Annotated in this window: 16 protein-coding genes; 9 read left to right on the top strand and 7 right to left on the bottom strand. The window is 36.2% G+C overall.

Annotated elements, in window-relative coordinates; genetic code table 11:
- Nucleotides 1-7 precede the first annotated feature (7 nt).
- Nucleotides 8-1,441: an ArnT family glycosyltransferase gene (locus tag DI076_RS14745; protein ID WP_108960519.1), complete on the top strand. Its 1,434-nt coding sequence runs from the start codon at nucleotides 8-10 to the stop codon at nucleotides 1,439-1,441.
- Complete coding sequence (locus DI076_RS14740) at nucleotides 1,438-2,085, top strand: SGNH/GDSL hydrolase family protein (RefSeq protein WP_245918448.1); 648 nt, start codon at nucleotides 1,438-1,440, stop codon at nucleotides 2,083-2,085. The genes DI076_RS14745 and DI076_RS14740 overlap by 4 nt, the downstream gene beginning before the upstream one ends.
- Here the strand turns inward: DI076_RS14740 and DI076_RS14735 are convergent.
- Nucleotides 2,074-2,865 (bottom strand): type III pantothenate kinase, encoded by a 792-nt coding sequence (locus DI076_RS14735; RefSeq protein WP_108960518.1) that lies wholly within the window; start codon nucleotides 2,863-2,865, stop codon nucleotides 2,074-2,076. The genes DI076_RS14740 and DI076_RS14735 overlap by 12 nt on opposite strands.
- Entirely contained in the window at nucleotides 2,866-3,621 is a 756-nt protein-coding gene (locus tag DI076_RS14730; RefSeq protein ID WP_108960517.1) for a biotin--[acetyl-CoA-carboxylase] ligase, read from the bottom strand.
- 61 nt (nucleotides 3,622-3,682) lie between these two features.
- Here DI076_RS14730 and DI076_RS14725 point away from each other — a divergent pair, with 61 nt between their 5' ends.
- Both DI076_RS14725 and metF read left to right on the top strand, forming a co-directional pair.
- Nucleotides 3,683-4,498, top strand: a complete 816-nt coding sequence (locus tag DI076_RS14725) for an SDR family NAD(P)-dependent oxidoreductase (RefSeq protein ID WP_108960516.1) — start codon at nucleotides 3,683-3,685, stop codon at nucleotides 4,496-4,498.
- Nucleotides 4,499-4,510: 12 nt separating this feature from the next.
- Entirely contained in the window at nucleotides 4,511-5,398 is an 888-nt protein-coding gene (gene metF, locus DI076_RS14720; protein WP_108960515.1) for a methylenetetrahydrofolate reductase [NAD(P)H], read from the top strand.
- Here metF and DI076_RS14715 read toward each other — a convergent pair.
- Nucleotides 5,363-5,860, bottom strand: a complete 498-nt coding sequence (locus tag DI076_RS14715; protein ID WP_108960514.1) for an MORN repeat-containing protein — start codon at nucleotides 5,858-5,860, stop codon at nucleotides 5,363-5,365. The genes metF and DI076_RS14715 overlap by 36 nt on opposite strands.
- 80 nt (nucleotides 5,861-5,940) lie before the next feature.
- On the opposite strand from DI076_RS14715, the gene DI076_RS14710 reads away from it, so the two are divergent.
- The 3 genes from DI076_RS14710 to DI076_RS14700 are packed head-to-tail and all read left to right on the top strand — an operon-like array spanning nucleotide 5,941 to nucleotide 8,521.
- Nucleotides 5,941-6,306 carry a response regulator gene (locus DI076_RS14710; protein ID WP_108960513.1) on the top strand — a complete coding sequence of 122 codons (366 nt, stop codon included), beginning with the start codon at nucleotides 5,941-5,943 and terminating at the stop codon, nucleotides 6,304-6,306.
- Nucleotides 6,303-6,911: a chemotaxis protein CheX gene (locus DI076_RS14705; RefSeq protein WP_108960512.1), complete on the top strand. Its 609-nt coding sequence runs from the start codon at nucleotides 6,303-6,305 to the stop codon at nucleotides 6,909-6,911. Before DI076_RS14710 ends, DI076_RS14705 begins: the two co-directional genes overlap by 4 nt.
- Nucleotides 6,911-8,521: an ATP-binding protein gene (locus DI076_RS14700; RefSeq protein WP_108960511.1), complete on the top strand. Its 1,611-nt coding sequence runs from the start codon at nucleotides 6,911-6,913 to the stop codon at nucleotides 8,519-8,521. Before DI076_RS14705 ends, DI076_RS14700 begins: the two co-directional genes overlap by 1 nt.
- 25 nt (nucleotides 8,522-8,546) lie before the next feature.
- On the opposite strand, the gene DI076_RS14695 is transcribed toward DI076_RS14700, so the two are convergent.
- From DI076_RS14695 to prfA, 3 genes are all read right to left on the bottom strand, one after another.
- Nucleotides 8,547-9,149 (bottom strand): hypothetical protein, encoded by a 603-nt coding sequence (locus tag DI076_RS14695; RefSeq protein ID WP_245918447.1) that lies wholly within the window; start codon nucleotides 9,147-9,149, stop codon nucleotides 8,547-8,549.
- A gap of 3 nt (nucleotides 9,150-9,152) precedes the next feature.
- Nucleotides 9,153-10,844 (bottom strand): S8 family serine peptidase, encoded by a 1,692-nt coding sequence (locus DI076_RS14690; RefSeq protein ID WP_108960510.1) that lies wholly within the window; start codon nucleotides 10,842-10,844, stop codon nucleotides 9,153-9,155.
- Nucleotides 10,845-10,920: 76 nt separating this feature from the next.
- Entirely contained in the window at nucleotides 10,921-11,982 is a 1,062-nt protein-coding gene (gene prfA / locus DI076_RS14685) for a peptide chain release factor 1 (protein WP_108960509.1), read from the bottom strand.
- Nucleotides 11,983-12,049: 67 nt separating this feature from the next.
- Here prfA and DI076_RS14680 point away from each other — a divergent pair, with 67 nt between their 5' ends.
- A complete protein-coding gene (locus DI076_RS14680; RefSeq protein ID WP_108960508.1) occupies nucleotides 12,050-12,670 on the top strand; it encodes a hypothetical protein in 621 nt (206 codons plus the stop codon).
- Entirely contained in the window at nucleotides 12,667-13,794 is a 1,128-nt protein-coding gene (locus tag DI076_RS14675) for a hypothetical protein (protein ID WP_108960507.1), read from the top strand. The genes DI076_RS14680 and DI076_RS14675 overlap by 4 nt, the downstream gene beginning before the upstream one ends.
- Here the strand turns inward: DI076_RS14675 and DI076_RS14670 are convergent.
- Nucleotides 13,791-13,988: a hypothetical protein gene (locus tag DI076_RS14670; protein ID WP_108960996.1), complete on the bottom strand. Its 198-nt coding sequence runs from the start codon at nucleotides 13,986-13,988 to the stop codon at nucleotides 13,791-13,793. The genes DI076_RS14675 and DI076_RS14670 overlap by 4 nt on opposite strands.
- Between the last annotated feature and the right edge of the window lie 75 nt (nucleotides 13,989-14,063).

The raw sequence follows: 14,063 nt of genomic DNA, 5'->3' as shown, positions 1-14,063 counted from the left end.
AACGAACGTGGCTTACGCCTCGTTTTTATTCATCTCCCTTCTCTACTGTTTCCAAGTTGGTATCAGCTTAGGTACCTTACCAGTTGTATGGCCGGATGAAGTTTTATTTTATTCTCCAGCCATCTCATTTGCGAATTCAGGACATTTAAAAACAGAGGTCCTCTCTGGACTCATACCAGGAATGGAATCCAAAACTTTATGGATGCCACCTGGTTATTTATTATTTTCTGGTTTTACATTATCTATTTTTCCTGATACGTTAATCACTCTTCGCATAGCGAATGTTTGTATTGTTTACTTAACTTCATTTGGATTTTACAATTTATTAAAGAGACTTTCCTTTTCAGAGATGGCAGCTCAAATTGCCTTCGCAAGTGTACTTTGGGAACCCCTAGTGTTTCGGTTTGGTACCGTCGCTCGGATGGAAGCCCTCACTGCATGTTTTTTTATCCTAAGTTTACTCTTTGCAACAAACAAAAGTAAATCCAATTGGAATCCTTTATTCGCAGGTGTGATGTTGTCGTTTTCAGCTTTATCCCATCCCATTGGTGCTTCTTTTGGACTCATCACTCTTTACTTAATTTATCAAAATTTTGGTTTCAAAAAAATAATCTGGTTTTTGTTAGGTGGAGTTTTACCAATATTGGGTTGGATTTATTATATTCATCCGAATTGGGAATGGTTTCAAATTCAGTTTGGTGCTCAACTTACGAGAAAACAAAACCTTCTAAAAACTTTTACACTCATTGATAAACTGAAGATTTTTTCTTTTGGATTTGGATTTCCTAAAATCAGATTGCTGATCATTTGTTTACAATTAACATGCTTAAGTTTTTTTACTTTCAGACATTTCCAAAACAGTACAAAACAAATGAATTCATGGTATTTATTTTGGGTTTGGATTTTGTCTGTTTTTGTAGCCTTGTATACTTCTTCTGAAGGTTGGTATGTATACCATAGTCTTTTCCCTTTAGCATTTGGAATGGCATTATTACTCCAAGAAAAATCTATCTTCAACAAACTTCCATATGTTGGAATCTTGGTATCCTTATTTGCCATGGTTTTCATAGTTACGATCCATTGGGCAAAGTCAGATACAAATGAAATCCAAACTTTGCATTTTCAAAAGATTGAAAAAAGTTTAACAAATTCAAAAACACTTTACCTTCAAAGTTTACCAGATCCTTATTTTTATCTCAAATCCAAACGTCCTGATTTGGATATTTTAGAATTTATTCCTGGTGAGCTGGAACTTCCATCAGCTACTTATATCAAAACGATTCACTCTCGTGATAGTTTTATTTTTTATGATGAAAATCTTATCAATGAAACCATAAAGGAATATTTAAAACAGGGGAATTGGATTCGGAAAGAATGGGATATACCGGTTCCATCCAATCATTGGTTACATTACAAAACAATCATATATACTAGAAAATGAATCGGACGAATTTAAAACATATTCTATGTTTCTTGGTTTTTCCGATTAGTTTCCAATTTTGTTACCATTCAGATAAACCTTCGCAACAATATTTGTCTTTATTAGGAGCCAATGCATTGAATCGTAAAATCACAATTGTTGGGGATTCGCTCGCACAATGGTCTAACGGATTTGGACTGAAACAAAAATTGCCAAGTGAATTTACAGTTACAGATCTTTCCGTCGCTGGTTACTCTACCGAAGATTGGTTACAAAATAAAAATCGATTGAATGAGATTCCAACTCAGATTTGGATCTTAGAATTAGGAACAAACGATGCGATGGTTTATGGAACCTCTGGTTATGAAACTCGCACACGTTCATTGATTGATTTTTTGCAAAACTCTCAAAATTCGATAGTGTATCTTACCTTAATTCCAAGAACAAATTTGGCATCGATACGGGAAACTATACGCACCAACAATGAAACACTTCGGCAAATCAAATCTCAAAAACAAAATGTCGATACAATCGATGTAGAAACATTTTTTGAATCCTACCAGGGTGATGTTCCATTGTATCCGGTCTCAGACCCAATTCATCCAAACCAAATTGGTTATGAAATTATGGGTGAGTTATATCGAAAAAAAATCTTAGGAATTTAAATCGGCTAAAATTTTTAATCCTTTGAGAGTCATCATTGGATCAATTTCATCAAATACCTGGTTATGCGAAGCATGGATTGTTGTCACAAGGCCACCGGTTCCCACTACTACATAATCACCAGGATGTTCTTCCTTGATGGCTCTTACGATTTCTTTCAGAAGGCCAATCCACCCAAAGAAAAAACCTGCTTGGATTGATTCTACAGTTGATTCACCCAATACACGAGAAGGAGAACCAAATACAATAGGAGGAAGTTGGGCTGTGTTTCTCGTTAAGGCATCCATGGATATTTTTAATCCAGGTGCAATCACACCACCTATGTATTCTGGTTTTTCGTTAATCACACAAAATGTAGTCGCCGTTCCCAAATCAACCAAGATGGCCTTTTTTCCAGGATAGGTTTTAGCACAATAAGCAGCATTGACAAGTCGATCCGCACCAATTTCAAAAGGTCGAGGGTAACTGATTCCAAAGTTTAAATTCATTTGGTAATAAACACGGAGTGGATTTACATCAAACCAATCCTCTAACATTCTTTCTACGATCGGATTGAGTGAAGGGACAACACTAGAATAAATTGCTTTTTTGACGCGGTCTGCTTTTACATTCTCTTGGGTCAAAAATCCCTTCAGAAATAGACCTAATTCATCCGAAGTTCGATCTCTTCGCGTAACAGTTCTTTTGTGAAAATCAGGTGTTTCTTGACCTTCACGAAAAACTCCAAATACTGTGTTAGTATTTCCAACATCGATAACTAATAATAGTGGTGATTCTGACATTTATATCATCCGAAATTTTGGTGAAGTGTCCATAAGCTCAATCTTTTGGCCAGTTTCAGTCATAATAAGAAGGAATCCAAATTCATCAATTCCCAAAACTCGACCTCTTACGATTCTTTCATCCCATTCCGTTTCAATGACCTTGTTCTTTAATAGAGAATGATCTTCGATCCATACTAAATCTTTTAAAACTTGGCTTTGGTCAAGGAGTGTGATCACAGCTTGGTTGATTCCTATGACCAAATGATTTACAAATCTTTCTAAGTCACCTTCTCCTATTTGAGAATCACATAAAAAGGTAGCTTTCTCCTTTAAATCCTCAGGTACGGATTGTCCAAAAAAGTTGAGTCCTATTCCGATCACAACGTCATAAACACCATTGATAAACTCAGATTGTACTAAAATTCCAGCTACTTTCTTTTCGTTTTTATAAATATCATTTGGCCATTTGATTGTTGTATCTTCTTCTCGTTCAGGAAAAAAATGGAGAATTGTTTTGAGTAATGCAGAAGATATAAAAATCGAAAGTAAAGGCAAAGAAATTTCCGCGGCTGAAAGTCTGATTTTTCCAGAGAATATCAATGGTTCTTCGCCTAACGACTGCCATATATTTTGGCCTCGTCCTTTTCCTGCAGTCTGTTCCTCTGCTATCACCCAAGATCCGAAAGGAACCTCTGGATTTCGGATCCATTCGTTTGTAGAATTTACAGACTGTAATCTATGACCTAGTTCAGGTTTTAAAAGTCGATATTGCATTTGAGTCTATTTCCTATATGATTCCGATTGACGAAACTAAAAAATGGATTAGAGTGATGGTATGAAATTATCTGGAAATACGATTTTGATTACAGGCTGTGGAATGGGAATTGGTGCTCTAACAGCAGAAAGATTGGCAAACGAGGGAAACGATATAATCGGAGTTGATATCAACCAATCCCTATTGAAAGAGATCCAAAAGAAAGTGGAAACGTCTGGAAGAAAATTTTATGGTTATGTTTGTGATCTTTCCAAAGAAGAAGATATCGGAAATCTCATTAAAAAAATCAGAAAGAATAAACTCAGTTTCCAAGTTTTGATTAACAATGCAGGGATTGCTCCGAGTGGTCCCTTCGAAGGAAAAGATTTTTCTGTTTGGGAAAAAGCCTTACAAATCAATGTTCATGGACCAATGAAGTTGGTTTATGAATCTTTGCCAATTCTCAGAGAACAAAAAGAAGCATGTATCATTAATCTAGCAAGTATAGCAGGTAAGTTTGGAACAGAAGGAACTGTCACTTATTCCGCAACCAAACATGCAATGGTTGGTTTCTCTCAAGCCTTAAAAATGGAATTATACGAAACTCAAATCGGTGTTAGTTGGATTTGTCCATCAATGGCAAAAACTAGAATGATAGAAGGTGTCAAACCTTCCTTTTTTACTCCTGTTATTGAACCAGACCAAGTTGCAAAAGCAATCTGTAAGGCGATAGTGAAAAATCCTGGTGAAGTCCTTGTCCCTTCTTATCTCAGGTCTACTATCGTGATTATGCCGGCTCTCTTTCCTAAGTTTTCACTCTGGCTTGCCGTAAAAACAAAAGCGTCAAAAGGTTGGTTACTTGCCAACAAGGGGCTTGAGAAAAATATTCCTGTTTAGAGGATAGGTTTTATGCACATTTCTGAGATCCTCGGCAAAAAACAAACTACGATCAGCTTCGAATTTTTCCCTCCCAAAAATGAGGAAGCATCTGAGGATTTGTTCCGAAATATCCAAGAACTATCTCAAATGAACCCTGCTTATGTGAGTGTCACGTATGGTGCGGGTGGATCGACTCGTGACCTAACTCACGATTTAGTCGTCAAATTACAAGAGGAGACTGGTTTAACAATTGTTAGCCATCTCACATGTGTTGGTTCCACCAAAGAAGAAATTGGTGAGATCCTAAAACGATATCAAAAAAGTGGAATTCACAACATCATGGCTCTTCGTGGTGATCCACCAAAGGGCCAAAATGAATTTCAAAAAACAGAAAATGGATTCGAATACGCCGGAGAATTGGTAGGATTCATCAAAGGGAATTATCCAAATATGGGGATTGGAGTTGCTGGATTTCCAGAAGGTCATCCTTCCACTCCCAATCGTTTAAAAGAAATTGAATACTTAAAATGGAAAGTTGACCAAGGTGCTGACTATATCTGCACACAATTGTTTTTTAATAATGATTATTTTTACGATTTTGTAGAACGATGTGAGATTGCCGGAATCAAAGTTCCAATTATCGCGGGTATCATGCCAATTACTTCCAGGAAAGGAATGGCACGAATGGCTGAATTATCCCTTGGTACTAATTTTCCTGCAAAATTATTGAAGTCATTGTCACGTGCGGAAGACGATACCTATGCAGAAAATGTTGGGATCCATTGGGCAACTGAACAAGTCCGTGATTTGTTAGATCACAAAATTGCAGGCATTCATATGTATACACTCAACAAATCTAAGGCCACACGCAAAATTTACGAATCACTCGGGATCCGAAATTTTGATCGTATCGTTTGATCCTTCTTTTGGTTTAAAACCAATATAATGATTTTGGTGCCAGTATCCTTCTAGCACCAAACTACCTTTTGCGTTTGTGATTTTACATTTTCCATTTAATTCATTTTGCGACCATGTTCCTTCCAAAATGAATCCATCTGCAAAGATATATTTACCAATCCCATCTCTTTTGCCTTTGAAATAATTTCCTTTGAACTGATCCCCATTGGTATAACGATAAGATCCTAATCCTTCTTTATAACCAAATTTATATTCACCCTCAAAGACATCTCCATTAGCATATCGATAAATTCCAAACCCATGTTTGGTATCCTCAAAGAATTCGCCCTCAAAAAAGTCGCCATTTTCATACGAAACTGAGTGTTTACCATTTCGGCAATTTTCCCCTTCGCATATTTTTTGGTTCGACTTACAAAAGACAAAAATGTAAAAAAATAAAAATATAAAGTATTTAGAACGCATGGATGGCTTACTTAAGAAAATTTCGTCGACTAAGTGTATTCATGCTTATCTAAAACTAGTTTGAAATTAAGGCAATCCATATGTCACAAAAAAAAGCACTTATAGTTGACGATAGCACAGTCACCCGATTAATGATTCGGAAAATCATTTCCGAAAATCACCCCAATTGGGAAATATTAGAAGCTGAGTCAGCAGATAAGGCAAAATCCATTTTACCAGACCATCTAGACATTGATTTATTCAGTTTGGACCAGAATATGCCTGGTACATTATCTGGCTTAGATTTAGCTGAGAATTTAAAATCCAACTACCCGAATTCAAAAATAGTTTTAATTACCGCAAACATCCAAGATGCAATCAAAAATCGAGCCAAAAATTTGGGAATAGATTTCGTCGAAAAGCCTGTTACTCCTGAGAAAATCATCCCATTGTTGGAAAAAATATGAACCACTTAACAGAGTTAGAAAGAGATTCATTATGTGAACTTTTCAATATCAGCTTAGGTGGAGCTGCAAAATTGATGAGTGAAATGATCTCTGATGAAATTTTATTAACAGTTCCTAGTTTAAAACTAATTACCGAATCAGAAGCAAAAAACTTTGAAAATTTAGCGAACAAAGACGTTTGCACTGTCGAACAAAAGTTTGTTGGTGATATTGGAAACGGATCTGCATTTCTATTATTCCATAAAAGTGCTAGTTTAGAAATTGTGAAAATGATGATGAAAGACTATGTAGCACTCAATGAAGTTTCACAATTTGAAAAAGATGCACTTAGTGAAATTGGTAATATCATTCTAAATGCAATTTTGTCTAATTTGGCAAAAATGTCCAATTACAAAATTGAAACGCAAATACCTGAATTTTTTTCTGGGAAATACGAGGAATTATTATTAAATCGAAATCCAAATTCCAATGAAGATAATTCTATCTTATTAGTGTTCATTGACTATCAGTTAAAAGGTAAAGAAATTAAAGGTTATATATTTTTCATTTTAAATTTTGACAGCATCAAAAATTTATCTAGAGTATTGATTGAAAAGTTAAAGTAGTGAGTTCTTTAACCGAAAAACACTTATTAACAATTGTAAAAAAATCAGGAATAGGAATTCTGATTTTAAATCAAAACTATGAAATCGTAATCGCAAATCAATGGTTTCTAAAAAGTTCCAATCTTTCAGAACAAGATCTCGAAAACAAATTAATATTTGACGCATTTCCAGAGTTAGTTGGAACAAGAACTCTTAAATCAATTGAACAATGTATACAATTTTCGCAGTATTCCATACTTACACACACTTTAAATCCATATCCATTCCCCTTATACGAAAATGAACAAAAGATGTTCAAAAATGAAAGGATTTATCAATACTTACACATCATTCCAATTTCTATTGAAGATGAATCTAATTCATTTTGTATGATCCAAATCTCAGATGTTTCTCAACAAGTAACTAGAGAGAAATTATTAAGAGAACAAATGGTGATTGCAAAGGAAAGAGAAATTGATGCAAAAAAAGCATCACAAGCTAAGACAGATTTCTTAGCTTCTATGAGTCATGAAATTAGGACTCCTCTCAATGCAATTTTAGGAATGGCAGATACTTTAGCCGAAACAAATCTATCTGAAGAACAAGTTGAGTATCTTACTGTCCTTCGAAATTCAGGAAAGGCATTATACAATATCATCAATGACATACTTGATTTATCTAGAATTGAATCAGGTAAGTTAGAGATTGAATCCATAGAATTTTCAATTCGAGATTTATTAAAAGAAACTATATCCCTTTTCTTAATGAAAGCAAAAGCAAAAGGTATTAGAATCAATTATACTGTGAGTGAAAATATTTCTGAAACTATAAAAGGTGATTCTACTCGTATCCAACAAATTTTAATCAATTTAATTGGAAACGCCATGAAATTTACAGAAAATGGAAGTATTAGTGTTAATGCTTCTTTAAGCAACAGTAATAAAGTATTAATATTGGATGTAGAGGATACAGGAATTGGTATACCAAATGAAAAGTTACATTCAATATTCGAAAGTTTCACCCAAGTGGATAGTTCTACTACAAGAAAATATGGTGGAACAGGTCTTGGTCTTACAATCACAAAGAAATTAATATTAATGATGAAAGGTGAAATTTTCGTCGAAAGTGAACTTGGAAAAGGATCAAAATTTTCAATACATATCCCGTATGAAAGATTAGTTCATAGAGAATCCAATATCCATCAACATTGGTTAGACTTAGAGTTACCAGATCCAGAGAACTTTCCTAAATGTAAGATTCTATTAGCAGAGGACTCTGAGGAGAATGTTTTTATCATTAAAACTTTTTTACGAAAGTATCCGATTGAATTGATGATTGCTAAAAATGGAAAGGATGCCTTAGAAAAATTTCAAAATGAAAAATTTGATATCATTTTAATGGATATGCAAATGCCTGAGATGGATGGACTCGAAGCGACAACGGAAATTAGAAATTATGAACAAAAACAAAATGTAGATCCGCTTCTTATGGTTCCTATCATTGCAATTTCAGCAAACGTACAAAAAGAAGCTATCAGTAAAAGTTTTTTAGCTGGAATCACTTCTTACTTATCTAAACCCGTAAAGAAATTAGAAATACTAAAACTCATTTATTTTTACTTAGCACTTTGAGAATTTAAAATTCCGAACTCATTGTCTATTTTAAGACTTTTTCGACTGCAGTTTCAGGGTATGCTTCTGAAACAATTCCTTCACTTAACAATTCATTTGCGATCTCGACGGAAAGATAACCTGGTTCTGTTTGGAAACTAACAATACGGGGAGTAAATTGTTGTAAGAACACAATCTTATATTTTTGGGCTAACTTGGAAATTGATTCATTGGATTGGTCATTTTTGAATGTAACAATAATGATTCCTGGTAAAACAATATTAGGACCATATCCTACACCTGTATTGTAAACTTCGGTAACTTTTGTTGGAATGTTTGATTTGCCTTGTTGCTGACTCAATAAAGGTTTCCCAACTTGCCTTAAATTCCAACCACCCTTTACCTTAACATTACCCAAACTTTTGTTTTGCGAAGAATTCGCTTGGCTTGGTTCGATGAATTCTGCTTCCAAATTTGAATTTCTATAAAATGTTTTTTGAATTCCACCTTCAGTAAACGTAATTTGGTTTGGTGGTTCTTTTGCGATTAATGGTTCCCATAAAAACAATGAACTGTAGGCAAAACAAATCATTGTAAACACCAATGAATTTTGGAATCGATTGAAGGAATTACTATTTTCTGATTTCATGGATTACCTACCGTAAATTTTCAATCGTACAGACTGGATGGTTCCCGTATCACCGGTTGCTCCGTCATAAGCTCGAATTGTCCAACTTCCATTAGGATTTTCACCGAGCAAACGAGTTAAGCCAAAACGATAGGTGGAGGAACCAGTCATGTTAGCTATGGACGTGTTACCGGAAGTACATCCCGAATTATTAGATGGATTACGACATGCATGCACTTCTGAAAGAACACTCACAGTTCCGCTAGGTGAGGTAATTGTGATTTTTAATTCTGGAAAGTATGTGTGATTCGTTGTAAATTCAACATCAACAAATTCTATATAAGAAATGGATGAGGAAACTGAATATGACGCATTGGCACCAGTTACTAAATCATTGTCTGGAATCGAAGTACCAGGTGAGATAGAATTCATTGTTTCTGTTTTCAGTGCCGCGCCGATAGGAGACCAAGAATTAGAACGGACGAGTAATTGTTGGGCATCAATGGCACCAAATCCATATTTATGGTTGATATTTAAGCCTGCTGCATTTGTTGTCCAATCAGGATCAGAAGGATCATTTTGTCTGGCCGAATAAGCAACTAACTCGCGTACGTCTCTCCAAGTTAGATTGGGATTTTTGCTGAGAAGTAATGCAATCACTCCCGCTGCTAATGGAGTCGCAGAAGAAGTTCCATTGAATTTTTTCGTATAACTTGAATTTATATAATCTCCAGAAGTACCACCCGCATTTAATCCATAAACTCCAGTGGCATCCGTTGTTGAAATTGCTGTTGTGTAAGCAGTTGTATTGTTCCCTTGTGTGTGGGCAACAACCCATAGATTCGCACCTGACTCAGAGTAGGCTGCTTTTTTTCCATTTTCCCCAATTCCACCTATGGCCATAACTCCATAATAATTTGCTTGCCCATCATAGTTTGCGTTATCAACTAATACAGGTGATGCGACAGTTCCACCATTGGCGCCATTCCCCGCTGCCCAAAGGTAAACTGTACCCTTTCCCCCGCGACCGAGAGTTACGCCCTCATTGATCCCTTGTTGCCATAAACTACTAGATGGCCATAACCAACCATAGACATCCGGTGATCCCCAACTATTGTTAGAGATGTAGACTCTTCCTGATTCGTTGACCATCGCGCGGTATTCATCGGAAGTATAAATCGTTGATTTTTCTAAAATATTGACGCCAACCAATTTGGAACATGGAGCGGCACCCCGAAGTCCAACTGCATTGCCTCCTCTCGCACCAATCACTCCTCCGACTGCTGAACCATGAAAACTATTGGAGTAAGAATGGGAGGGATTGAAAGTATTGTTAAACATATTTAAGCCACGAGTCGTGACAGAGATGTTTGCACTTAAATCTTCATGTCGAATGTCCAAACCATCATCGACAACACTTACGATCACTTGGTTTCCAGAATAACCTTGGTCCCAAACCGTTTTGACCCGTGCATCTTCGCCAGGGGTTCCACCAAATTGTCCAAGGTTTTGCAGATGCCATTGGTCTGAATAAAAGGGATCTGTATCAGCAGAAGAGAAAGTACAATCCACTTCCCTAGCATTGAGAAGAGAATTGATTAAAAGGAGTAAAATTAAATTATCACTGAATGGATCATTCTTTTTGACCGGATTACAATTCCCAAAAATCAAACCGAGAATCAGGAATGTAACTAATCCATACTGTCCAAATTTCATGAAACCATCACCCTACCATAAGGAATAACAACCAAGGAAGATCATTCAATCGAAATCTGTCAGAAAAAAACTTTTTTTATGCCTTGGCTTCCGCTAATCTTTTAGACCGATCTTCTTGGATTAACGCATCGATTAATTCATCCAAATCCCCTTCCATTATTGCGGGTAGATTATGACTCGTAAATCCAATCCTATGATCCGTGCAACGTCCCTGTGGAAAATTATACGTCCTAATTCGTTCTGACCTATCACCCGATCCGACCTGTGCTTTTTTTAACGCATCTGCACTTTGTTTGGCGGTCTCAGCCATTTGGTCGACAATCCTTGCTCTCAAAACTCGCATTGCTTTATCACGGTTTTTAATTTGAGAACGTTCTTCCTGGGAAGCGACTACAATTCCTGTTGGAATATGTGTGATCCTTACAGCAGAATCTGTTGTGTTAACGTGCTGACCACCAGCACCTGACGACCGATAAACGTCGATTCGAAGGTCACTATCTCTAATTTCAACTTCTTTCTCTTCTGCTTCAGGAAGAATCGCAACAGTTACAGCAGAGGTATGAATCCTTCCACCTGATTCTGTTTCGGGAATCCGTTGCACACGGTGTGTTCCTGATTCAAATTTAAATAAATCATATGCCCTATCGTCATCCAATGAAAATACAATTTCTTTATAACCACCAATCCCCGTCGGGCTCATATCAATGATTTCTGCACGTAGGCCTTTTTTATCTGCATATTTGTTATACATACGAAACAAATCTGCACAAAACAATCCCGACTCTTCTCCACCCGTTCCAGCACGGATTTCGACAAGGATACTTTTTCCAGAATTTGGATCGGGAGGTAATAACATAATTTCGAGTTCTTTTGCAAGTTCCTCTAATTTTTTTTCCCCTTCCTCAATCTCTGATTTTAGCATAGAATGCATATCTGGATCATTTTCGGATTCTAATAATGATTTTGCATCTTGGCAGTCTTTCGTAATTCTTAGATATTCATCTGCTTTTGTATATACGGGCGTTAGGCGAGATCTTTCTTTCGATAGATTCTTCAAAGTATCCGAAGCGGTTGCCTTGGCGAGCTCATCCTCGATACGCAGGTATTTTTCTTGAATTTTTTTCAATCTATCTATCATGTCTATGGAAAGGATACAGAATGCCTGTTTTTGATAAACCAAAATCTAACGAGGATTTAAGAAACCCGTGAACGAACTACCATCTCAGGGCAAATCCAATGGATTTTTAGAAGGCCTCATCGAATTATTTGCAGGTTTTGAGGATTATCGTAGTCCCTATGCTCCCACAATCCAACCTCCCGAAGAATTATTGAATGAGCTTGTGCAGAATGCTTCTTTTAAATCGGGACTCATAAGTGCTACCTGTTCCCTCCCCCCAGGCCCTCTGGGAATACTCAGCATTCTACCAGAACTCTTAATGGTCTACCGGATCCAAGGCCATCTCATCATGGACATTGCAGCTCTATATGGAAAGGAAGTTCAAGTGACAAAAGAACTTCTTCTTTATTGTTTATTCAAACATGGAGGAGCTCACGTTTTTCGCAAAATTATCGAGGAATCAAGTTTTAAAATTTTAATTCGCCCAACAACCGTTAGAGTATTTCAAACAGTACTCGAAAAATTAGGAATTATGATTTCTAAGTCGATCATTCGAAAACAGTTTGCACGTTGGGTACCCATTGGTGGGGCTGTAGTCACTGGTACATTTGCCTATTATGATACAAAAAGAGTTGGGAAAACAGCGATGGAACTTTTCTCGAAGGAAATTCACTCGGATGAAATCCGGGAAATGTTGGAGTCTCAGTGAAATTTCATTTCATCTTAATTCTTACTTTTTTAAATTTCAGTTATTGCCAATCAAAACACGAATCTTTAGTTTCCGAAATTGAAGACCTAATCTCAAAAGAAAAATACGAAAAGGCATTGGTCTTATTGCAGGACCGTTTGTCAGCCAATCGGTCTAACGCAGAAATTCTTTCCAAAAATAAACCAAACCAACCTCGCCTCTTTGCATTATCAGAAGACCGAACCAAAATCGTATGGACCGAAAACAAAACACTCTACTTCAGAGACTTAGTGAATGATAATCGGAATTCAATTGAACTAAAACTAAGACCAGATTCCATTCAATTATCAGCTAATGGGAATTATGTTGTTATTCAATATCCATTAAAACAATATGGCGGTTGTGCATTATTTGGATATTCAACAATGGATTCTTCATTAGAACATGAATCTATCGTTCATATTCCATGTAAAACAGGTATGGCAATTTCGAATTCAGGCGATTTAATATTTTATTTTTTTGAAAATCAGCTCTTCGTCGAAAAAACTGGGAAAAATTCAAAACCTGAAAAATTCCTAACCAGTGATTTGTTTCCTTCTCCTTATCCAAAATTAAAAATACAATATCATATATCTCCTATCGGAAATGAATACTTAGTTTGGTCCGGTGTAGGTGGAGCTTATCATCTTTTCTTTCTAAATATTGAATTAAAAAAAGTTTCTCTTCTCTCAAAGGATATCGTCCTACCAAAATTTTATTATAACAATGGCAATTCAGGATATGTAGTTGGTGGGAAAATTGGAGACTTATATTTAAAGGAAATCAACTACCAACAAGGAAGATCTCCTTCTATCAATCGAGGAATTCCTATTGTGACAAGAGAAGCCTATTCGTGGCGTCTTACAGGTAAGGATGAATTCATCACTACAAACCAAAATGAACCTAACCAACCGATGAAATGGAAAGTAACGGGAAAAAAGGAACATTTTCCATTTTTTTTAGATCGGTTATGGGGAGTGGCTGGAGATAAAATCGTATACGAGAGTATTCGTGGTGAACTTGTGTTAGATGATTTAACGTTTAGCGAAGAAGACTGGAAAGTTTATGAATATTTTAAAAAAGTGAGGAAACTCAACGACGGTTAAGCCGCTTGTTCTTTCTCTTTTTTAGCGGAAAAAATATCACAAGCCTTATATAAATCCTGAACACAATGAGAAGTCAATCGACTCAAATCATCTGATTGTAAACGATCCTTCGAACTTGGACATACAGAAAGGCCTTTTGCATACAATGGGCATTTTACGTAGAATTCGTTTTTAGGAAGGGACTTCTGTGGCATAACTCTGAAAATTTTTTGTGAATTCGGTGCCATGTCAAACGGATTTTAATGGAAAAGCCAAAATTAAAATCTCTA

The organism is Leptospira ellinghausenii, assembly GCF_003114815.1.
Classification (GTDB): domain Bacteria; phylum Spirochaetota; class Leptospiria; order Leptospirales; family Leptospiraceae; genus Leptospira_A; species Leptospira_A ellinghausenii.
This window is presented reverse-complemented; position numbering and strand designations above follow the sequence as displayed.